Raw genomic sequence first — 20,487 nt, 5'->3', positions numbered from 1 at the left:
TCTCAAGCACGCGACCTGGGCGCCGTCAACGCCGTGGGTGCGCGCTCCCGCACCCGCCGCACGAGCTCCGGAAACACCTTGGACACCTTGCCCAACAGGTAGTCGCCGTAGGTCCCCTGGAAGGCGTGGACGCTGGCGCCGTCCCAGCGGCGGGCGCGGTCCTCGTCCACGTCAGCGCCGCGTGGCAGGGGGTGGACCTCGGCGGCGAAGTCCGGGTCGAAGAAGAGCGGGAAGGACAGCCTGTCCTTGCCACTCACGTTCCTCACCCGGTGCGGCGTGGAGCGGTACCCGCCGCCTGTCATCCGGTCGAGCATGTCGCCGATGTTGCACACCAGCGTCCCAGGCAGCGGCGGTGCCTCCACCCAGCCGCGCGGCGTCTTCACCTGCAACCCGCCGTGGTCGTCCTGGGCCAGCAGCGTGAGCAGGCCGTAGTCGGTGTGCTCGCCCACGCCCCAGTTCTCTTCCTGGTGCTGGGCCTCCGCGGGGTAATGGAAGATGCGGAAGAGCACCGTCGGGTCGGCCGTGTAGTGCTGGCGGAAGTAGCCCGCGTCCAGGCCCAGGCTCAGCGCCACGCCCTCCATCAGCGCATGCGCGGCGCGCGTGCAGGCGTCCATGTAGTCGAGCACCGCCGCGCGCAGCTCCGGCACCTCCGCGGGCCACAGGTTGGCGCCGTGCAGCGGCCAGCCGGCCTGCACGCGCGGGTGCTCGCTCCCGAGCTCCGTGCCCAGGTAGAGCCCCTCCTTCTGGTCCGGGCGCCCCGAGGTCAGCTCGCCCCCGAGCGGGAACCAGCCGCGCCACGCGACGCCGCCCCGCGCCATGGCGATGGCCTCCTTCGCCGCCCGGGGCAGCGCGAAGAAGCGGTGGCTCTCCCGCTCCAGCCGCGCGAGCACCTCGCCGGACACGCCGTGGCCCGTCACGTAGAAGAAGCCGCTGTCGCGACAGGCCTGCTCGATTTCACGCGCGACGCGCGCTCGCTCGGTGACGCGGGAGGCGTCAAACAGTGACGCCATGTCGATGACGGGCAAGCCGCCGTGTGCGAAATCTGGACCCGTCATTTCCGGGAGCCTACACAGGTCTGGACCCCGGCCGGGCGCGGCGCGAGAGTCCGCCTGCCTCCATGACGACGCATTCCCCTCCGGCAGCTCCCCACACCGTCCTGACCAGCGGGCTCGTGTGGCTCATGGCCGCCGCCGCGGGCGCGACCGTCGCGAACCTCTATTACAACCAGCCGCTGCTGGGAGACATCGGCGCGGACCTGGGAGTCTCAGGGAGCGCGCTGGGGCTGGTGCCCATGCTGACGCAGGTGGGCTACGCGGTGGGCATGTTCTTCATCGTCCCGCTGGGCGACAGCCTGGAGCGGCGGCGGGTCATCGTCACCATGAACATGCTGGTGGCGCTGGCGCTCGTGGGCGTGGCGCTCGCGCCGACCTTGCGCTGGCTGGTGGCCACGAGCTTCCTCGTGGGCGTCACCACCATCACCCCCCAGCTCCTCGCCCCCTTCGCGGCGCATCTCGCCCCCGCGGCGCAGCGAGGCCGGGTGGTGGGCACCGTCATGAGCGGCGTGCTCATGGGCATCCTCCTGTCCCGGACGGCGGCGGGCTTCGTCGGGACGCACCTGGGCTGGCGCACCATGTTCTGGATTGCGGCGGGGCTGATGCTCCTGCTGGCCGGCGTGCTTCGCTTCACCCTGCCGTCGCAGCCGCCCATGGCCTCCATGCCGTACCCGCGGCTGTTGCGCTCGCTCATCCACCTGGCGCGCACCGAGCCCGTGCTGCGGCTGCACGCGGTGCTGGGCGCGCTCAGCTTCGGCGCGTTCAGCGTCTTCTGGTCCACGCTGGCGCTGTACCTCCAGAGCCTGCCGCAACAGTACGACGCGCAGGTGGCGGGGCTCTTCGGCGTGGTGGGCGTGGTGGGCGCAGCCGCGGCACCGCTGGTGGGCCGCTACGCCGACAAGCGCGGGGACCGGCGCATCAACGCCGGGGCCATCGTCGTGCTGCTGCTGTCGTTCGTCGTGATGTGGCCCCTGGGGCGCTGGCTGTGGGGCATGGCGCTGGGCGTGGTGCTGCTCGATCTGGGTGTCCAGGCGAACCAGATTTCCAACCAGACGCGCGTGTACTCGCTGCGTCCGGAGGCCCGCAGCCGGCTGAACACGCTCTACATGGTGACGTACTTCGCGGGCGGCGCCGCGGGCTCGTGGCTGGGGACCTTCGCCTGGACGCACTGGGGATGGAGCGGGGTGTGCGCCTCCGGCGCCGCGCTGTGTGTCGTGGCGCTGCTGGCGCTCAAGCGGGGGCCGAAGGGCGGCGTTCCTGAAACGGCCGAGGCCTGACGGCAGCGGGGCGCCTCATGGATGGGACGGGCCTTCCAGGGCCGCGGCGGGGATGAGGCGGTAGCGCTCCTGGGTTGGCACACCCAGGCGGCGGGCCAGTTGGACCAGCGCCACGCCTTCGATGAAGACGAAGGCCTCCGTCTTGTGGCGGTAGGGGTCGAAGAGGCCGGAGCGCTGCTGGCGCTCGACCCAGGCGGCCTGCTCCTCAATCATGCCGTGGAGGCCCGCGTCGAAGGCGTCGGCGTCCGCCGTGGACAGGGCCTTCACCACGTCGAAGCGGTGGGAGCTTCCACCTTGAAGGGTCCGCTCGAACGCGGTGAGCTCCGCGTCTACGTGGGGCTGCTCCAGCACCAGGGCGATGAGGGTGCCGAAGTAGTGGAAGTCCTCCTCGGACTCCATCCGCTGCATCCAGGTCGGCGTCATCGCCGTGGCGATGGACCGGGCCAGGTCCCAGTTGCCCGCGGCCAGGGCGTCGAAGAGCGGGTCGCCCTTGCTGCGGGCCAGGTAGTACTGGTCGAACTCGGAGCAGGCGCCGCGGCGCTTGAGCAGGCTCAGGTAGAGCGTCGCCGCCTGCTCCAGGCCGTCTCGGAAGCCTGCTTCATCCAATTCGGAGAGCAGGAGGCCGCAGCCATACTGCCGCCAGAGCGCGGCGGTCTCCAACGTCAGCTTCGCGTCCGGCTTCGCCGCCGACGACTGGAGCCGGGGCATCCGCTGGCCCACCAGGAAGAGGATGTTGTCGAGGACCGAGTCCATGGGGCGCCCGGGATTCAGCCCGGAATCTCCGTACCTGTGGGGTGAACCGCGAGCCCGGTGAGCCCTGCCTGCTGGAAGGCCTCCAGCAGGTCGGAGCGCAGGACCATCATCTCTGGGAACTCCGCCACCCGGAACAACTGCGCATCGCCGGGGATGCTGTCATCACGGACATGCAGCATCCGGATGTCGCCAATTTCATCTGGACCATCCAACCGGTACTTCGAACGCTCGCGGTCCACGCAAGAGACACTGCGCAGTGGGTTCGCGATGAAGTAGGGCTCCCTCATTTTGCGCCCGCGCTTGTCGAGCAACACAAATGGCAAGAGTTCCACCGCCGCACCGACGAGGCCGCGAGCCGCCAGCACCTGCTGCGCTCGCTCTGAAACGTAGAGGACGCAGTCCGGGTTGCCGATGAAGTCTGTGAGCATGTCGCCTGCGCGCTCATAGAGGCTGAACTCGGTGGTCGGCGGCAGGTGGGGCGCCACAGGGCGGCCCTTCGTGAGATAGAAATAGCGCTCGACCTTGTCGGGCAGTTCGACAATCTGAACCGCGCGCGGGTCCAACAAGGGGCTCAGCGTACAATAGGAATATGACATGGGCAGCTCAAACCTGGATATCCATCCCGACAGGATGAACTGCCAACCCAGTAAGCCCTGCCTCCTGAATCGCCGCCAGCAAATCGGACCGAACGACCATCAGCTTGGGCAACTCTGCCAACCGGAAGAGTTGCGCCTGCTCTGGAATCGCATCCTCGCGGACATGCAGCAATTTAATCTCCACAATCTGATTCGCTGCGCCGCTGCGGTAACGACACTTAGAGCGCTCAAGATCAACACATCCCACGCGCATCAGAGGATTTGCAATGGCATACGATTCTTGAACTCGACGACCACGCTTATCCAGCAACACAAATGGCAACAACTCGACCGCACCACCAACAAGTCCTCGACTCGAAAACACCTCCTGCACCCGCCGTGAAACATAGAGCACGCGGTCTGGATTATCGATAAAGTCCGTCAACATATCACCAGCGCCCTCACTCAAGCTGAGTTCGGTCGATGGGGGCACATAGGCCGCAGAGGGAACACCATCTCGAAGATAGAAGTAACGCTCGACTTTATCTGGAAGGTCGGCGATCTCGACGGCACGCGCGTCGTATGGATGTTTGAACGTAAAATAGGAGTATTTCATACAAAGCCTCTATACATCGACAGCACTGAGTTGAACGCCCGCCCTCATCACTTTGACTTGCTCAAGCAACGCTTCCGAAAGAGCGTTCAGCTCATCAAGAATAGCTGACTTGAGTTCCTTGGGGTGCTGCTTCTCAATCACGGCACGGTCGATGACATCCCGTAGGTCCCGCAGTTGGTCCTTGAGCGACGCCTGATACGCCGCATGCGCGGGCACACCCCACGGACAGTGGGCCGGCAGTCCCACGATGAGCGCCTCGAACTCCTGCTGCGGCAGCAGGACCATGTTCTTCTCGTTGTGGATGTTCCAGCGCGAGATGAGGATGAGCTTCACCACCAGGTCGGAGCGCGCCGGACTCCCCGACTCACCCTTGCCGATGACCCACTCCTCGACGGCGCCGACCGGGATGAGGTGGTGGTAGTTGTGCTCGTAGGGATAGAAAGCCCCATACCCACCCTGCGTCGGGTTCTGACGCGGCTGGAACTGAGGCCGGTTCCCCTTCTTCAGCGTCTGGTTGGGCACGGGGGCCAGGTGCTTCACCCCGATGTGCCAGCCCTCCGGCCCCCGGCGCAGCCAGTAGAGCGACTGCCGCGCCCTGTCGAAGAAGTCCGACAGGGTCAGCTTCCGCTTCGAGCTGTCACTGACGGGGAAGCGCTTCCAGATGCGCTTCTTCGCCTTGCCGCTCAGGCCGAAGTCCTCCTGGACGAGCTTCATCCGCCGGGCAATCGCCTGGTGGTCCTTGTTGTAGAGCGCGCCGCGCTCGTTCAAGGACACCTTGTAGCAATTGGACATGTGGTTGCACGGGTGGGAGCTCCACCCGCCGTTGTCCGTTATCGTGTGCCGCCAGAGGCACCCGAATCCAGCGGGCTTGTCCGTGTGGTTGAGCGTCTTCGGGTCCCACGCCAGATGCGTGTCGCTGGATGCCATGCGTGCTCACTCCTATGGGCGGACGAGGAGCCCCGAGGCCACCGCGCCATCATCAGACCTCGACCACACGAGAATCTCATCACCGCGCGCGTACTTCCTCTCGAACGACCGCGTGGCCACGGCCATGGACACGCCCCCACTGGCCGCCCCGGTGTCCCCCAGCGACACCGCCGGCCAGTGACTCCGGGCCTCGGCCAACACGGAGTCCGCGGGGAGCCGCGCGAGGAGCGTGCCCCACTCCATCGCCCGTGACTCCTCGCCGTTGAGGTCCCCGTACACGTCCCCGATGCGCGTCGCCCGGGCCAACGTCCCCTCCAGCACCTCCACCAGCCTCATCGAAGGCGCGGCGCCGTCTCCCCGTCCGACACGCAGCGCCTCGACGCGCGCCTCCACCCTGGCGCCGCGCCTCCGCGCCTGGGCAGGGTCCTCGACGAGCAACGCCACGGCGGCCTCTCCCGGCATGAAGCCCACGGCGCGCTCCGGCGTCTTCAGCCGCCCCTTCATGGCCAGCATCTCGAGCGCCTCCAGGTCGCTCGTGAGACTGTCCACGCCGACAATGAGCGCTCGCTGGACCTGGCCGGAGGTGATGGCTTCGCCCGCTTCAGCCATGGCCGCGAGGACGGAGACGTGCCCGCGCACCAGGACCTTCTGAAGCCTTGGCGAGAAGCCCAGACCGCTGCGACGGCTGACCGCGGGAAGGAGCCGCTCTTGAAGCTGCTCCACCAGCAGGTCCTGCTCGGGCGTGCGAGCACCCGAGAGGCCCAGGAAGAACGCGGTGTCCCACCAGAAGCGGGAATCCGCTCCCGTGAGCTCCGAGTAGAGGAGCAGGTCCTTGAGGGCCTCCTCCACCAGCAGCACATGGAGGCCCAGCCCCACGAAGCCATCCGTGAGCCCCTGGATGGGAAACCCCACCACGGACTCGACGCCGGGCTCATCTCCGGAAGAGACCACCTGCAGCCCCAGCGGAACGGGGCGCGCCATTCCGCAGCGAATCGCCGCGCACCCGGAGACCACATCGTGGCCCAGGGAGGACACCATCCCCAGTCCGGTGATGGCCAGTGACATGCCCGGATTCTATCCGCGCCTCGGACATGACCCAAGACGCGCGGTCAGCGCTCCCATGCACAGCGCCCCTGGTGTCGCCCCCCTTTCGTTCAGGGGGAGACATCTCTTCACTCAGGAAGCCTTCTCCGCCGCCAACGCGACCAGGAGCTGCTTCGCCTTCACCTGGCTGCCCACGGACACGTTGAGCTCCGCGACGGTGCCCGTGACGTCCGCCACCACCTGGAACTCCATCTTCATGGCCTCCAGCACCACCAGCACGTCCCCGGGCTTCACCGCCGCGCCCACCTGCGTGTCCACGCGCAGGATGCGCCCGTCCATGGGCGCCGCCAGCCGCCCACTCCCCACGCCGTCGGACTTCGACGGCGGCCGGAACGTCACGTCCGTCATGGCGTGCGCGCCCGCGCCCGAATCCAACCACAGCGTGTCCCCGTCCCGCAGGTAGCGCGCGCGGCCCCGCGTCCCGGCGCAGGCGAAGTCGAGCACGCCCGCGGACAGCCCCAACACGGACACGTCGAACGACGCGTCCCCCACGGCCACCTCGTACCCCTCCGCGGACACGGGCTGGACGGTGACGTGCTCCTCCGCGCCACGGCTCGCGAGCTTCATCCGCACGGGGTGACGGTGCGCCGTGTTCCAGTTCAGCAAGGACGCATCCAGCCCCGCGGTGTCCGCCAGCGTCAAGGCCTCGTCATGGAAGAGCAGCGCCGCCGCCAGCGCCCGCGCCTTCGCGTCCGCCTGGTACAGCGCCTTCACCTCCGACGCCGGCGCGTGCTTCGCGATGAACGCCGTGTCGTACTCCCCGGAACAGAACGCCGCGTGCTCCAGCACGTACAGCAGCAGGTTCTTGTTGGTGGTGACGCCGAACACCGTCAGCTCGCGCAGCGCCTCCACCAGCCGCCGGCGCGCTGTCTCCCGGTCCGGGCCGTGCGCAATCACCTTCGCCTGCATGGAGTCATAGAAGGGCGGAACCTCCTGCCCCGCCCGCACGCCGTGGTCGATGCGCACGCCCTCGCGCACCGGCGGCGCCCACGCCAGCAGCCGCCCGGCCTGGGGCGCATATCCCTTCGCCGGGTCCTCCGCGCAGAGGCGGACCTCGATGGCGTGCCCCGACGCGGCAAGCTGCTCCTGCGTCCGAGGCAGCGGCTCCCCCGCCGCCACGCGGAGCTGCCACTCCACCAGGTCCAGCCCGGTAATCAGCTCCGTCACCGGGTGCTCCACCTGGAGCCGCGTGTTCATCTCCATGAAGTAGAAGTCACCACTCGGCGCGAGCAGGAACTCGATGGTCCCCGCCCCCCGGTAGCCAATGGCCCGGGCCGCCGCCACCGCCACCTCGCCCATGCGCGCGCGCAGCGCGGGACTCACCGCCGGTGACGGGCTCTCCTCCACGATTTTCTGGTGCCGGCGCTGCACCGAGCAGTCCCGCTCGCCCAGGTGCACCACGTTGCCGTGCGTGTCCGCGAAGACCTGGACCTCCACGTGCCGCGCGTCAATGACGGCCTTCTCCAGGATGAGCTCGCCGCTCCCGAAGGCGTTCGTCGCCTCCGAGCGCGCCGCGCGCAGGGCCGCCCGCAGCTGCGACGCCTCATCCACCCGCCGCATGCCGCGCCCGCCGCCGCCCGCCGCCGCCTTGACCATCAGCGGGAAGCCGATGCGCTCGCCCTCCACCGCCAGCGCCTCGTCATCCAACTCAGCGGCCTCGTAGCCAGGGATGCAGGGCACGCCCGCCGCAATCATGCGCAGCTTCGCCTGACGCTTGTTGCCCATCAGGGTGATGGCCTCGGCCTCCGGGCCGATGAACACCCGGCCCGCGTCGTGACAGGCGCGCGCGAAGTCCGCGTTCTCCGACAAGAAGCCGTAGCCCGGGTGGATGGCCTCCGCGCCGGACGCCTTCGCCGCCTCCAGAATCTTCCCGATGACCAGGTAGGACTCCTTCGCCGGAGACAGGCCAATGGCCACCGCCTCGTCCGCCGCCAGCACGTGCGGCGCGGCGCGGTCCGCCTCGGAGAACACCGCCACGGTGCGGTAGCCCAACCGCTGGCACGTCCGAATCACCCGGACGGCAATCTCGCCACGGTTCGCGATGAGGACCTTCTTGAAACGCTCCATCGTGTCCGCTCCTCTCACAGCCGCGCGACGCCGAACGTGTTGGGATGGACCTGCCGCCGCTTCGCCTCACGGCACACCGACAGCGCGAACCCGAGCACCCGCCGCGTGTCCCGCGGGTCGATGAGCCCGTCGTCGAACAGCCGCGCGCTGCAGTTGAACGGGTGTGACTCCTTGTCGAACTGGTCGATGATGGGCTGGCAGAACGCCTTGATTTGCGCCTCGTCCACCACCTGTCCCTGCCGGGCCAGCTTCTCCCCGAAGACGATGGACATCACCTTCGCCGCCTGCTCGCCGCCCATGACGGCGGTGCGTGAGTTGGGCCACCCGAAGATGAAGCGCGGATGGAACGGCCGGCCGCACATGCCGTAGTTCCCCGCGCCGAACGCACCGCCAATCAGCACCGTGAGCTGCGGCACCGTCGCGTTGGCCACCGCCTGAATCATCTTCGCGCCGTGCTTCACGATGCCCCCCTGCTCCGGCTGCGTGCCCACCAGGTAGCCCGTGGTGTTCTGCAGGTAGAGGATGGGCGTGTCCTTCTGGCAGCACAGCTGGATGAACTGCGCGGCCTTCGTCGCGCCCTGGGGCGAAATGGGCCCGTTGTTGCCGATGATGCCCAGCGGGTGGCCGTACAGGTTCGCCCAGCCGCAGACGGTGTGCGCGTCGTACGCGTCCTTGAAGCCAGTGAACTCCGAGCCATCCACGATGCGCGCGATGACCTCGCGGCAGTCGTAGGGCTTGCGGTAGTCCACGGGCACGGCGCCGCAGAGCTCGTCGGGCGAGTACACGGGCTCCGCATAGGTGGGGCGCCCGGCGGGCGGGAGCTGCGCGTTCCACCCGAGCTTCGCCACGATTTCCCGCGCCACGCGGATGGCGTCCGCGTCGTCCTCCGCCAGGTAGTCCGCGGTGCCCGCCACCGTCGCGTGCATCTGGGCCCCGCCCAGCGCCTCGTCCGTGGCGACCTCCCCCGTGGCCGCCTTGAGCAGCGGCGGCCCCGCGAGGAACACCTTCGCCTTCTTCTTCACCATCACCACGTAGTCGGACAGGCCCGGCAGGTACGCGCCGCCCGCCGTGCTGGAGCCATGCACCACCGTCACCTGGGGGATGCCCGCCGCCGACAGCCGCGCCTGGTTGTAGAAGGTCTCCCCACCGGGGATGAAAATCTCCTGCTGGTACATCAGGTTGGCGCCGCCGCTCTCCACCAGCGACACCAGGGGCAGCTTGTTCTCCAGCGCCAGGGCCTGCGCGCGCAGCGCCTTCTGCACGCCCCACGGCGACGCGGTGCCACCCTTGATGGCGGAGTTGTTCACGAAGACGATGCACCGCACCCTGGACACGTAGCCGATGCCGATGATGCTGTTGCCGCCCGCCAGCGAGCCATCACTGTCGTCGTGGTAGCCATAGCCACACAGCGTGGACAACTCCAGGAAGGGCGAGCCCCTGTCCAGCAGCAGCATCAGCCGCTCCCGAGGCAGGAGCTGCCCGCGCTTGTGGAACTTCTCCTTCGCCTGGTTCTCCGTGTTCCGGACCTTCGCCTCGATGGCGCGCAGCTCCGAGACGCGGGCCAGCATGTCCGCGCGGTTCGCCTTGAAGGACTCGGAGCCCGGGTCGATTCGCGAGGTGATTCGTGGCATCGGTCTACTCCTGTCCTTCGCGCAGCAGCGCCTCGGGGATGTCCATGTGCCGCGAGCGCAGCCACTCCCCCAGCGCCTTGCCCTGCGGGTCGAAGCGGGTGGACGAGGAGACCCCCTCCCCCAGCAGGCCCTCCACGACGAAGTTCAGCCCCCGCAGGTTGGGGAAGACGTGCCGCTCAAGAGGCAGCGGCGCGGTCTCCGGGAGCAGGTCGCGCAGCTTCTCCACGGTGAGCGCGTGCACCAGCCACCGCCACGCCGCATCCGTGCGCGCCCAGACGCCGATGTTCGCCGTGCCGCCCTTGTCACCGCTGCGCGCGGCGACGATGCGCCCCAGCGGAGCCCGGCGCGTGGGTCCGCCCGGCGCTGGCGGTGGCAGCGGAGGTGGCTCCACGGGCTCAAGCGCGCGCGTCTCGCCGGGAGGAGGGGCGGCGGTGCGCGTGCCATCCTCGAGGACGGCGACATGCTCCACGCGTCCCGCTTCGACATAGGCCGGCGTGTAGACGCCATACGGCGCGCCGTCGGACGGAGGCGCCGTCATCGTGAAGCCCGGATAGCTGCCCAGCGCCAGCTCCACCGCCGCGCCGCTGAAGGCCCGGCCCACCACCTTCGCGTCCGCGTCCTTCACCACCACGCGCAGGAAGGCGGCGGCCTGCTCCTCGGTGGCCGCGTCCTCGCGGTCCGTCCGCGTGAGCATCCACTGGAGCTCCTTCGGCTTGCGCGTCAGCGCCGCCTCCAGCTGCTCGCGCGCCAGCCGCGCCTTCTCCTCGATGTCCAACCCCACCAGGATGAACGTCGCCTCGTTCCGGTAGCCTCCCAGGTTGTTGAGGCACACCTTCACCGTGGGCGGTGGCGGCTCGCCGCGTACGCCGGAGATGCGGACGCGGTCCTTGCCATGCGACGCCAGGGCGATGGTGTCGAAGCGCGCCGTGGCGTCGGGGCCCGCGTACCGCGCCCCGGTGATTTCATAGACGAGCTGCGCCAGCACCGTGTCCACCGTCACCGCGCCGCCCGTGCCCGCGTGCTTGGTGATGACGCTGCTGCCGTCCTCGTACAGCTCCGCCAGCGGGAAGCCGGGGCGCCGCGCGTCCAGCTCCGTGAAGAAGGAGAAGTTGCCGCCCGTGGCCTGCGTGCCGCACTCCAGGACGTGGCCGGCGACCATGGCCCCCGCCAGCCGGTCCCAGTCATCCACCTTCCAGCCGAAGTGCGCCGCCGCCGGGCCCACCACCAACGACGCGTCCGTCACCCGCCCGGTGACGACGATGTCCGCCCCGGCGCGCAGGCACGCGGCGATGCCCCACCCGCCCAGGTACGCGTTCGCGGTGAGCGGCGAGCCCAGGCCCAGCGCGTCCGCCCGCGCGGAGAGGTCATCTCCCTCCACGTGCGCCACATGCACCTTCACGCCCAGCTTCGCGGCGACCTCGCGCAGCGCGGCGGCCAGCCCCGCGGGGTTCAGCCCACCCGCGTTGGTGACGACCTTGACCTTCTTCTCCACCACCAACGCCAGGCATTGCTCCATCTGCTTCAGGAACGTCTTGGCATAGCCGGTGGACGGGTCCTTCATCCGGTCCCTGCCCAGAATCAGCATCGTCAGCTCGGCCAGATAGTCGCCAGTCAGGACGTCGAGCTGGCCGCCTTCGAGCATCTCCCGGACCGCGGAGAAGCGGTCTCCATAGAAACCCGAGGCATTGCCGACACGCAGGGGGGACGCGGACATGAGCTCTCCACTCGGCAGCAACCAAAGACGCGTGAGTCTGGGCAGGCGACTCTAAAAAAGCAAGCGTGCTTGCTTTTTTAATCCTTAGCTCGCATCCTGGCCGGGTGAGTGAGGCATCTGGCACGCCCGGCAGGCAGGAGCAGGAGCGCAGCCGCGTCACACGCCAGCGTCTGATGGAGGCGGCCATTGGCGCGCTCTCCGAGCTGGGGTGGGCGGGCGCGACCATGACGGTGATTGCCGAGCGCGCGGGCGTGTCCCGGGGCGCCTGTCAGCACCACTTCCCCACCCGCGCCGACCTGGTGGCCGCCGCCGTGGAATACGTGGGGCACCAGCAGGTGGAGGCCGTGCTGCGCAAGGCGGCCCAGCTTCCGGCCGACGCGCGCCGCACGGAGGCCATCCTCCACATGCTGGCCGGCATCTACCTCAGCCCTGTCTTCACGGCGGCGGTGCAGCTGTGGGTGGCCGCCGTGGCGGACTCGGAGCTGCGCGCGCAGCTGGCTCCGCTGGAGGCCCGCGTGGGGCGGGAGTTCCACCGGCTGACAGTGCGGCTGCTCGGCGTGGATGACAGCGTCGCGGAGGTGCGCGAGCTGATTCAGGGCACGCTCGACCTCATCCGGGGGCTCGCGCTGGCCAATCTGCTGAGGGACGACAGCGCGCGCAGGAAGAAGGTCCTCCACCGCTGGGCGCTCACCCTGGACGAGGCCCTGAGCGTCCGGCGCATCCGCGGGGGCTGAAAACCGCTGCAGGTTTCACGAAAGACCTCCACATCAGGAGCTGACCATGGGCTACCGCTCTCTCTTCGCACCGGGCTGTTTCAGCAACCGCACCCTCGTCGTCACCGGCGGCGGCAGTGGCATTGGCCGCTGCACCGCGCACGAGCTGGCCGCGCTGGGCGCCAACGTCGTCCTGGTGGGCCGCAAGCCCGACAAGCTGGAGGCCGTCGCGCGGGAAATCCAGGAGGACGGCGGCAAGGTGTCCTTCGAGGTGCTCGACATCCGCGACGAGGAGGGCGTGAAGGCCACCGTGGCGCGCATCATCGCCGCGCACGGCCCCATCCACGGCCTGGTCAACAACGCGGGCGGGCAGTTCCCCTCGCCGCTGTCGGCCATCTCCAAGAAGGGCTTTGACGCGGTGGTGTCCACCAACCTCACCGGCGGTTTCCTGATGGCGCGGGAAGTCTACCTCCAGTCCATGAGCAACCATGGAGGCGCCATCGTCAACATGCTCGCGGATTCGTGGGGCGGCATGCCGGGCATGGGGCACTCCGGCGCCGCGCGCATGGGCATGCTCAACCTGACGCAGACGGCCGCGGTGGAGTGGGCCGCGTCCGGCGTGCGCGTGAATGCCGTGGCGCCCGGCTGGGTCGCCTCCAGCGGCATGGACAGCTACAAGGACGAAGGCGTGCGGGCGATGATTCCCCTCCTCAAGAAGGAGGTGCCGCTCCAGCGACTCGCCACCGAGTCCGAGGTGAGCGCCGCCATCGTCTTCCTGCTCACCGACGCCGCGGCCTTCATCACCGGCGAGGTCATCAAGATTGACGGGGGCGCTTCGTGCAACACGAAGATTTTCCCGCTGGAGGAGACCACCGCCTCCAAGCCCTACGAGGGCTTCCACCGCGCGGCGGCGCCGCGCATCCTCGGCGGTGAGTCGAAGGAGTAGGAACAACGCCCCGCCTCCGCTCGCACCGCACCGCGCGGAAGCGGAGGCTGCCATCTCAGAGGCCGTCCGGGTAGCAGCAGCCGGAGGTTGAGTGCCTCCGGCCGCTGCACTTCTGTGCGACTTCTCAAAATGGAGCAGCGCTACATGATGGGAACAGCGTGCTCCTCAGGCAAGCCGAACGACGCGGCACTTCTGGCACAGAGGATACTCGGCGATGAATCCACTGATCCTGGCCAGCATCTCTTCGTAACTGCGGCCATACATGTAGAGCGCCGTTTCCGTGGGCCCCTGCCAATAGCTATGAATCATGCCCTCTTCGCCCAGCAAGCGCTCGCATTCGTCGTGGACGTGATTGCTATCGCACGAGGCATAGACCTCCGCGGGCAAGTCCGAGCCGTTCAGGTAAAGTCCCAGCCCTTCGTGTGAGCCGAACGGAAACGAGCCTTCATCGTCGGGCAGGATGACCTCGGAGCCCTTCGGCGCCAGCATCTCCTGCACCACGTCAGCAACCTTCTCCGCCAGCTCGCGCGAGTAGTCATCAAGCTCGATTTCGATGTCGCAACGCTCGACCTCTCCATCCGGCGCCATCAGCGTTCCTCCGCCGGTGACGCGTGCGCCCAATCCCAGCGTTTCGGCAACCTCGTCGAAGGCATCCTCCAACTCGGCCCGGTGCATGGGTTGTAGCCGCGCATTCAACGAGAGCACGATGAGACCCGGCTTCTTCTTCTTGAAAAATCGAAGCATCACTTCAATCCTAAGGCGTTGGAACAGGTCAATCCTGGTCCCTGCATTCACCTGACGGGACCTATGGCCGGAAGCGCACGATGCGCACGTCGAGGGCGCCGGATTCCACGTCCAGGACCTGGCGCATCAACTCAAGCGCGCGCGCTTCATCAAAACTGCCGGAGCCCGCGCCAATGACAGGGAAGGCCACGGAGCGCAAACCCTGCTCGCCTGCCTTCGCCAGGGCATTGCGGACCGAGTCCTGGATGGAGCGCTCCGAGGCCCGCCAGAGCATGTTGATGCCCGCGACGTGGATGATGGCTTTGAATGGCAACCGCCCGGAAGAGGTCACCACTGCCGTGCCCAATGGCATGGGCCCTGCCTTCGCCACCTCACGGAAGGGCGCGAGCCCCGCCCGGCGCTTGATGGCGCCAGACACCCCCTGCGGCAGCAGCAGCCACCAGGGGATGATGTTCCGGTTCCAGGCATTGACGATGGCCTCCACCGGCTGGTCCAGCAAGTCGCCTTCGACAACGGAGACGGGCATGGCGCGGACTCTAGCGCCAGCCCGTCTCGAATGGGTGTGCCTGGGTGCTCAGTCACACTCGTGCGTGTGCGTGTGCTCCGTGGCCTTGGGGCTCCAGCCTTCGTTCCCGTCCTTCTCGAAGAAGAACTTCGCGCGCGGGCGCTGGCGCGTCCCGACCTCGTTGAGCGTGGCCGCGTCGTACAGGCGCCCGTTCACCATGGTGTACCGCACAGAGCGACTGTGCTTCAGGTCCTGCAAGGGATTTCCATCCAGCACGATGAGGTCCGCCAGCTTGCCCGCTTCCAGCGAACCAATCTCCCCATCCAGGCCCAGGTAGCGCGCCCCGCTCAGCGTCGCCGAGCGCAGCGCCTGCAGCGGCTTCATGCCGCCATGGCCGAACATCCAGACCTCCCAGTGCGCCGCCAGGCCTTCACGCTGGCCGTGCGCGCCCAACTGCACGCTCACGCCCGCGTCACTCAGCTCGCGCGCCACGGTAGCGGCGGCGAAGTGGTTGAACTCGTCGTCCGGCACGTGCATGGAGGGCCGGCGGCTGCGCGAGTCCACCACCCGGCGCGGGACGAAGGACAACAGGCGCTCGTCCTCCCACACGTTCGTCTTCTGGTACCAGTAGTTCTCACCCCAGACGCCGCCGTAGGCCACGCCCAGCGTCGGCGTGTAGCCGGTGCCGCTCTTGCCCCACAGCTGCTTCACGTCCGCGTAGATGCGCGCCACCGGAATCGCGTGCTCCACGCCGGTGTGCCCGTCCACCACCATCGTCAGGTTGTGCTGGAGCAGCGAGCCGCCCTCCGGCACCACCAGCATGTCCAGCTCGCGCGCCGCCTGGAGCACCTTCTGCCGCTGATCTCTTCGCGGCTGGTTGTAGCTCTTCACGCTGAAGGCCCCCATGGCCTTCATCCGCCGCAGGTGCGAGCGCGCGTCGTCCACCGTCTCAATGGGCGCGCGGTAGCCCGCGCCGGACGCGCCGTAGAGGATGGTGCCCGTGGAGAAGATGCGCGGCGCCACCACGCCGCCCGCCCGCGCCAGCTCACTGGCCGCGAAGACCTCTTCCGAGGAGTTCGACGGGTCGTGCAGCGTCGTCACGCCGAAGGCCAGGGAGGACGCGTGCACCCAGCTCTGCTCGGGCATCAGCCCATCCATGCCCATGGCCCCGTGCCAGTGCACGTCGATGAGGCCGGGCATCAACGTCTTGCCCTTCACGTCCACCACCTTCGCCCCGGACGGCACCTGCACCTTGCCCACCGGGCCCACGGCGACGATGCGGTTGTTTCGCACCACCACCACGCCCTGCTCGATGACCTCGTCCCCTTTCATGGTGATGACGCGGCCCCCCACCAGGGCCAGCGTGCCCTCCGGCACGTCAGCCTTCACCGGGAAGGAGATATCCACGCCCTTCTCCGGCGCCTCCGGCAGCTTCTCCGGCGCACCGTCAATGAAGGCGAAGCTCTCCTTCAGCGCGCGGGTGAAGAGCTCGGGCCCCAGCGCCCAGTGCAGGCGCTGGCTGTCACCGGACCAGTGCAGGTACTCACCCGCGTCCCGGCTCACCTTCGCCAGCGGCAGCGCCTTCGCGCCAGGCCCCACCGTGGCCGACTTCGCGCCCAGCGCGAAGGGGACGATGAAGGCGTTGAAGTTCTCCCGGAACGCCACCCACCGCTCGTCCGGGGAGACGCGCAGCTCGGTGGCCTCGGCGCTCGTCAGGTGCGTGCGCTCCTCGCTCCCGTTCAGCCCGATGCTCTTCAGCGAGCGCACGTCCTCCTTCTCCTTGCGCTCCACGTGCAGGAAGTAGACGCGGTCCGAGCGCGCGCCGAAGTGCGGCTGCTCCCCGTCACGCGCCAGGCGCTTCGGCGTGCCACCGCTCGCGGGCATGGCGAACAGGCCCGTGTTCCGGCTCCACAACCCGGGCATCAGGTAGCCGTCCCCGGACGCGCGGTACACCAGCGTCTTGCCGTCCGGGCTGAACGCGGGCTCCACGTAGTAGCCCGGCTGCTTCGTCAGCACCTTGCCCTCGCCTCCCGTGGCGGGCACCACGCGGAGGGTGCCCAGCTTCTCGTCGTCCCACGTCGTGTAGACGATGGAGCGCCCGTCCCGGGAGAACGACGGATAGAACTCCAGGTGGTCGTCCTGCTTCGTCAGGCGCCGGGGCGTGCCCGCCGGCAGCTGCTTCACGTACAGCTTGCCCAGCGACTGGTACACCACGCGGTCCCCCTTGGGAGACACCTGCACCCAGCGCAGCATCTTCGTGGAGAAGCGCTCGGGGGCCACCGCCTGCGGGCTGCGCACGGCCTCGAAAATCGTGCGCGTCCCCCGCACGCGGAAGGCAATGGGCGTCACCTTCTTCGTGGCCACGTCGATGCGGTGCAGCTTGCCGCCCGCCCAGAAGACAATCGCCTTGTTGTCCGGCGTCCACGCCATGCCCGGATACACGCCGTGAATGGCCCACGTCTCCTGCATGTCCCGGTCGAGCCCGTCGTACAGCGGGCGCTCCGCGCCGGACGCCACGTCGGTGACGTAGAGCACGCTCTTGGCGCGCACCCGGCGGACGAAGGCCAGCTGCTTGCCGTCACGCGACGGCGTGGGGCGGATGGCGCCGCCCGGGCCCGTGATGAAGGGCTCGATTTCCTTCGTCTCCAAATCCAATCGCTGGATGGCGTAAATCTGGCCGTTGGGGTCCTTGTTGTATTCGAAGGTCTTCCCCGGCGAGACGTCCTGGCTGAAGTAGACGTGGCGCCCGTCGGGTGAGAAGGCGGGCTCGCCCAGGTCCTTCTGGTCGTTGGTGCGCTCGGTGAGCTGCACGCCCTCGCCGCCGGCGCGGTGGTACATCCACACCTCGCCCGCGCCCAGCGAGCGACGCGCGGTGAAGTGCTTGCGCGCCACGATGAACTGCCCGTCCGGGCTCCACGCGGGGCTGTTGAGCAGGCGGAACTTCTCCTCCGTCACCGCCCGCGCATTCGAGCCGTCCCGGTCCACCACCCAGAGGTTGTCGCCGCCGCCCCGGTCACTGGTGAAGACGATGCGCTTGCCGTCCGGGCTGAAGCGCGGCTGCATGTCCCACGCGACGCCGGACGTCAGCGCCTTCGCTTCACCGCCGCCCATGGGCAGCACGTAGAGGTCCCCCAACAGGTCGAAGACGATTTCGTCTCCGCGCGGGCTGACGTCCACGTTCATCCACGTGCCCTCGGTGACGTCGATGTTCACCTGACGGGCGGGGAAGCCCGGCGCGTCCACCTTCCAGGCGTCCCCCCCTTCCTTCTCCGCCTGCTGCGCGGCTTCACCGGACGGCGGACGCGGGGCGTCTACCTCGGCGGCGCGGGCCGCGTCGCGCGCGGCGTCCTTCGTGTCGGGTGCCGGCCGTGGCGGGTCCTGCCGGACCACGGGAGGCTTCGCCGGAGCCTGCTGCGCGGCCATGGGCACGGCGGGCATCAGCAGGACGGCGAGGAGGGAGGAGGTCAGTCGTTTCACCAGAAGTCCTCATTGAGGGAGAAGCCGTGTGTCGGGTGGCGGAGACTATCCGGCCCCGGGGGGCTGTTGGATGCCGGCCGAGAACAGGCGAACAGGCGAGCCTCTTCCGGGCCGTGTAAGCTCACGCCCGTCGAGCAGCACTGATTCCGAGGGGGGAGTCTCCATGCAGACGCGTCAGAAGCTCGCCGTGCTCATCATCCACGGCATTGAAGTGGATGACCCGGGTCTCTACGACACCGCCGTGCGCCTGCTGCGCCAGCACTTCACGCAGCACGCGGGGGCCGGGCCGGACACACTCGCCGTCGAGACGGTGAACTGGGCCTCCGTGCTGGAGGGTGCGGAGAGGGACCTGCTCGCCCGCTACGCCCCGGCCGACGCGGACACGTATTGGAAATCCCTCTATGACAGCGTGCGCACGGTGAACCAGGGTCACGAGTCCGCGCTCGTGCCGATGATGCTCCGCCTGATGCGGCCGTCCCTGCGCGGCATGGACCTGCGCTACCCCGGCCTGCGGTGGATGCTGGTGCACTTCGTGGGCGACATCATCGCCTATCAGACGAACCCCGCCGACCCGGACGTCTACACGGGCATCCACCGAAAGGTCGCCGAGGCCCTGGGCCGCCTGCGTCAGCAGGCCGGTGACACCGCTCCGCTCTGCGTCATCGCGCACAGCCTGGGCAGCGTCATCGCCAGCAACTACTTCTATGACTTGCAGGCCCAGCGGCTGGCCGGGCGGGACATCATCGAGGAGACGGTGCGCGCGGCCCAGGGCAGCTCGCCCCTGGAGCGCGGCGAGACGCTCAGCCACTTCTACACGCTGGGCAGCCCCATGGCCCTGTGGAGCCTGCGCTATCCCCACGCGGAGCTCGACCAACCCCTGCAGGTCCCCGCGCCGGAGCTGGCACGCCACCATCCGGGGGTTGGTGGACGGTGGCTCAACTTCCACGACGAGGACGACGTCTTCGCCTGGCCACTCCAACCCCTCAGCGCCGCCTATCACGCCTCGGTGGAGGACCGCGCCGTGCGCGTGGCGGGCCCGCTCTTCTCGTGGACGCCCCTGGTCCACCCCTTCTACTGGTCGGACGACGGCGTGATGCGGGATATCGGCACGTCGCTCGCCGGCGCGTGGAAGCAGCTCTCCAGCGCGTCGACCGTGGCCGCCTAGCGCGGCGTTTCGGACGCCACGTCAAAACGCAGTGCGCCACGCGGCCCTGAATCTGGTATCGCGCCCCTCATGTCGGACGACTTCACGCTTCCCGAGGACAAGGCCGGGCGGATGGAGCGCTGCGCGGTCTTCTACACCGACGTCGTGCCCCACAACCACGCGCTGGGGCTGCGGCTGGTGGACGTCGGCGCCGCCGAGGCCACCGTCGAGCTGCCCTACGCGGAAAACCTCGTCGGCAACCCGGAGACGGGCGTCATCGCCGGCGGCGCGGTAACGACGCTCATCGACGCCACGTGCGGCACCGCCGTGTTCCTCAAGCTGGGCCGCTTCGCTCCGCTCGTCACGCTGGACCTGCGCATCGACTACCTGCGCCCCGCGCGGCCCGGCATTGTCCTCACCTGCGTGGCCGATTGCTACCGGCTCACCCGCCAGGTGGCCTTCGTCCGCGCGCTCGTCCACCAGGGCGACCCGGGCCACCCCGTGGCTTCCGCCCAGGGCACCTTCATGCGGACGGAGGAATGACGGCCATGTCCGAGTCCACGACGCCTCCACTCGCCGAGTTGGTGCGCCAGGTGCGCAAGACGCGCGAATACAAGCGCCTCACCGACGCCATCCCCTACACGCGCTTCATGGGCATCGGCGTGGAGAACCTCGCCGGCGAAATGCTCTGCCGCATGGCCTTCAACCCGAGGAACATCGGCAACAGCCTGCTTCCCGCCCTGCACGGCGGCACGCTCGGCGCGCTGCTGGAATCCGCCGCTGTCTTCGAGCTGCTGCTGCAGACGAACACCGAGCGCGTGCCGAAGGTCATCTCGCTCACGGTGGACTTCCTGCGTTCGGGCAAACCTCAGGACACCTTCGCCAAGGCGTTCATCACCCGCCAGGGCCGACGCGTGGCCAACGTCCGGGTGGACGCGTGGCAGGACGACCGCACGCGGCCCATCGCCAGCGCGCATGCGTTGTTCCTGCTGTCGGAGCCGTAAGCCCACCGGGTGTAGAGCCGCTGACGGTGGGATGCCATCAAAGCCCCTGAGACGCGCCACGTCGTGACGCGGCACGGTGATTTCGACGGGGGCCGGTTCGCCCACCGCGATGCGCTGGCGTCCAGGAACGACCAGCTCGCGCACCTCGCCGACGCGCACGGCAATCGGCGATGCGACCGGGCCTCTCGGCTCGCGGCGTGACAGCGTCAGACTGGAACAGAAAAGACGGTGTCCACAG

General features: G+C 68.6%; 18 protein-coding genes. 6 read left to right on the top strand and 12 right to left on the bottom strand.

Translation table 11 applies throughout. The annotated features are described in order from the left end of the window. Positions 1–2 precede the first annotated feature (2 nt). Positions 3–1,055: an isopenicillin N synthase family oxygenase gene (locus HV826_RS24495; protein WP_176419421.1), complete on the bottom strand. Its 1,053-nt coding sequence runs from the start codon at positions 1,053–1,055 to the stop codon at positions 3–5. 62 nt (positions 1,056–1,117) lie between these two features. Here HV826_RS24495 and HV826_RS24490 point away from each other — a divergent pair, with 62 nt between their 5' ends. After that, positions 1,118–2,329, top strand: a complete 1,212-nt coding sequence (locus HV826_RS24490; protein ID WP_176419420.1) for an MFS transporter — start codon at positions 1,118–1,120, stop codon at positions 2,327–2,329. A gap of 15 nt (positions 2,330–2,344) precedes the next feature. On the opposite strand, the gene HV826_RS24485 is transcribed toward HV826_RS24490, so the two are convergent. The 8 genes from HV826_RS24485 to HV826_RS24450 form a co-directional block, all read right to left on the bottom strand. Further along, the gene (locus tag HV826_RS24485) at positions 2,345–3,082 is read right to left on the bottom strand and encodes an Imm49 family immunity protein (RefSeq protein ID WP_176419419.1); all 738 of its coding nucleotides are present in this window, start codon (positions 3,080–3,082) and stop codon (positions 2,345–2,347) included. Positions 3,083–3,096: 14 nt separating this feature from the next. Further along, positions 3,097–3,678, bottom strand: coding sequence for an imm11 family protein (locus HV826_RS24480; RefSeq protein ID WP_176419418.1), 582 nt, complete (start codon positions 3,676–3,678; stop codon positions 3,097–3,099). Positions 3,679–3,685: 7 nt separating this feature from the next. Continuing rightward, entirely contained in the window at positions 3,686–4,273 is a 588-nt protein-coding gene (locus HV826_RS24475) for an imm11 family protein (RefSeq protein ID WP_176419417.1), read from the bottom strand. Between the two features lie 9 nt (positions 4,274–4,282). Beyond that, entirely contained in the window at positions 4,283–5,200 is a 918-nt protein-coding gene (locus HV826_RS24470; RefSeq protein ID WP_176419416.1) for a hypothetical protein, read from the bottom strand. Positions 5,201–5,212: 12 nt separating this feature from the next. Then, positions 5,213–6,265: a hypothetical protein gene (locus HV826_RS24465; protein ID WP_176419415.1), complete on the bottom strand. Its 1,053-nt coding sequence runs from the start codon at positions 6,263–6,265 to the stop codon at positions 5,213–5,215. A gap of 111 nt (positions 6,266–6,376) precedes the next feature. Beyond that, entirely contained in the window at positions 6,377–8,371 is a 1,995-nt protein-coding gene (locus HV826_RS24460) for an acetyl-CoA carboxylase biotin carboxylase subunit (RefSeq protein ID WP_176419414.1), read from the bottom strand. A 14-nt stretch (positions 8,372–8,385) separates the two neighbouring features. After that, positions 8,386–10,002, bottom strand: a complete 1,617-nt coding sequence (locus tag HV826_RS24455) for an acyl-CoA carboxylase subunit beta (RefSeq protein WP_176419413.1) — start codon at positions 10,000–10,002, stop codon at positions 8,386–8,388. 4 nt (positions 10,003–10,006) lie between these two features. Next, positions 10,007–11,716 (bottom strand): acyclic terpene utilization AtuA family protein, encoded by a 1,710-nt coding sequence (locus HV826_RS24450; protein WP_176419412.1) that lies wholly within the window; start codon positions 11,714–11,716, stop codon positions 10,007–10,009. A gap of 65 nt (positions 11,717–11,781) precedes the next feature. Between HV826_RS24450 and HV826_RS24445 the strand changes: the two genes are divergently transcribed. Both HV826_RS24445 and HV826_RS24440 read left to right on the top strand, forming a co-directional pair. Beyond that, complete coding sequence (locus HV826_RS24445) at positions 11,782–12,450, top strand: TetR/AcrR family transcriptional regulator (RefSeq protein ID WP_176419411.1); 669 nt, start codon at positions 11,782–11,784, stop codon at positions 12,448–12,450. A 46-nt stretch (positions 12,451–12,496) separates the two neighbouring features. Continuing rightward, positions 12,497–13,375, top strand: coding sequence for an SDR family oxidoreductase (locus tag HV826_RS24440; protein ID WP_163779422.1), 879 nt, complete (start codon positions 12,497–12,499; stop codon positions 13,373–13,375). Positions 13,376–13,540: 165 nt separating this feature from the next. Here HV826_RS24440 and HV826_RS24435 read toward each other — a convergent pair whose 3' ends face one another. The 3 genes from HV826_RS24435 to HV826_RS24425 all read right to left on the bottom strand — a co-directional run bounded on the left by HV826_RS24435 (position 13,541) and on the right by HV826_RS24425 (position 18,101). Then, the gene (locus tag HV826_RS24435) at positions 13,541–14,119 is read right to left on the bottom strand and encodes a hypothetical protein (RefSeq protein ID WP_176419410.1); all 579 of its coding nucleotides are present in this window, start codon (positions 14,117–14,119) and stop codon (positions 13,541–13,543) included. Between the two features lie 61 nt (positions 14,120–14,180). Next, complete coding sequence (locus tag HV826_RS24430; RefSeq protein ID WP_163779424.1) at positions 14,181–14,645, bottom strand: macro domain-containing protein; 465 nt, start codon at positions 14,643–14,645, stop codon at positions 14,181–14,183. Positions 14,646–14,693: 48 nt separating this feature from the next. Further along, on the bottom strand, positions 14,694–18,101 hold the full coding sequence (locus HV826_RS24425; RefSeq protein WP_176419409.1) for an amidohydrolase family protein: 3,408 nt from the start codon (positions 18,099–18,101) through the stop codon (positions 14,694–14,696). A 163-nt stretch (positions 18,102–18,264) separates the two neighbouring features. On the opposite strand from HV826_RS24425, the gene HV826_RS24420 reads away from it, so the two are divergent. The 3 genes from HV826_RS24420 to HV826_RS24410 all read left to right on the top strand — a co-directional run bounded on the left by HV826_RS24420 (position 18,265) and on the right by HV826_RS24410 (position 20,249). Further along, complete coding sequence (locus HV826_RS24420; protein ID WP_176419408.1) at positions 18,265–19,266, top strand: hypothetical protein; 1,002 nt, start codon at positions 18,265–18,267, stop codon at positions 19,264–19,266. Between the two features lie 69 nt (positions 19,267–19,335). Beyond that, a complete protein-coding gene (locus HV826_RS24415) occupies positions 19,336–19,788 on the top strand; it encodes a PaaI family thioesterase (RefSeq protein ID WP_163779430.1) in 453 nt (150 codons plus the stop codon). Continuing rightward, a complete protein-coding gene (locus tag HV826_RS24410; protein WP_176419407.1) occupies positions 19,785–20,249 on the top strand; it encodes a PaaI family thioesterase in 465 nt (154 codons plus the stop codon). Before HV826_RS24415 ends, HV826_RS24410 begins: the two co-directional genes overlap by 4 nt. Positions 20,250–20,487 lie beyond the last annotated feature (238 nt).

The organism is Myxococcus sp. AM010, from assembly GCF_013372585.1.
Lineage (GTDB): Bacteria > Myxococcota > Myxococcia > Myxococcales > Myxococcaceae > Myxococcus > Myxococcus vastator.
Note: the sequence above shows the minus strand (reverse complement) of the source record. Positions and strands in the feature narration are given on the sequence as shown.

Excerpts from the sequence above, each read along its gene's own strand:
- HV826_RS24460 (WP_176419414.1), bottom strand. The coding sequence starts at position 8,371 with ATGGAGCGTTTCAAGAAGGTCCTCATCGCGAACCGTGGCGAGATTGCC.
- HV826_RS24455 (WP_176419413.1), bottom strand. The coding sequence starts at position 10,002 with ATGCCACGAATCACCTCGCGAATCGACCCGGGCTCCGAGTCCTTCAAG.
- HV826_RS24415 (WP_163779430.1), top strand. The coding sequence starts at position 19,336 with ATGTCGGACGACTTCACGCTTCCCGAGGACAAGGCCGGGCGGATGGAG.
- HV826_RS24440 (WP_163779422.1), top strand. The coding sequence starts at position 12,497 with ATGGGCTACCGCTCTCTCTTCGCACCGGGCTGTTTCAGCAACCGCACC.
- HV826_RS24430 (WP_163779424.1), bottom strand. The coding sequence starts at position 14,645 with ATGCCCGTCTCCGTTGTCGAAGGCGACTTGCTGGACCAGCCGGTGGAG.
- HV826_RS24485 (WP_176419419.1), bottom strand. The coding sequence starts at position 3,082 with ATGGACTCGGTCCTCGACAACATCCTCTTCCTGGTGGGCCAGCGGATG.
- HV826_RS24470 (WP_176419416.1), bottom strand. The coding sequence starts at position 5,200 with ATGGCATCCAGCGACACGCATCTGGCGTGGGACCCGAAGACGCTCAAC.
- HV826_RS24465 (WP_176419415.1), bottom strand. The coding sequence starts at position 6,265 with ATGTCACTGGCCATCACCGGACTGGGGATGGTGTCCTCCCTGGGCCAC.
- HV826_RS24420 (WP_176419408.1), top strand. The coding sequence starts at position 18,265 with ATGCAGACGCGTCAGAAGCTCGCCGTGCTCATCATCCACGGCATTGAA.
- HV826_RS24495 (WP_176419421.1), bottom strand. The coding sequence starts at position 1,055 with ATGACGGGTCCAGATTTCGCACACGGCGGCTTGCCCGTCATCGACATG.
- HV826_RS24450 (WP_176419412.1), bottom strand. The coding sequence starts at position 11,716 with ATGTCCGCGTCCCCCCTGCGTGTCGGCAATGCCTCGGGTTTCTATGGA.
- HV826_RS24435 (WP_176419410.1), bottom strand. The coding sequence starts at position 14,119 with ATGCTTCGATTTTTCAAGAAGAAGAAGCCGGGTCTCATCGTGCTCTCG.
- HV826_RS24490 (WP_176419420.1), top strand. The coding sequence starts at position 1,118 with ATGACGACGCATTCCCCTCCGGCAGCTCCCCACACCGTCCTGACCAGC.
- HV826_RS24475 (WP_176419417.1), bottom strand. The coding sequence starts at position 4,273 with ATGAAATACTCCTATTTTACGTTCAAACATCCATACGACGCGCGTGCC.
- HV826_RS24480 (WP_176419418.1), bottom strand. The coding sequence starts at position 3,678 with ATGTCATATTCCTATTGTACGCTGAGCCCCTTGTTGGACCCGCGCGCG.
- HV826_RS24410 (WP_176419407.1), top strand. The coding sequence starts at position 19,785 with ATGACGGCCATGTCCGAGTCCACGACGCCTCCACTCGCCGAGTTGGTG.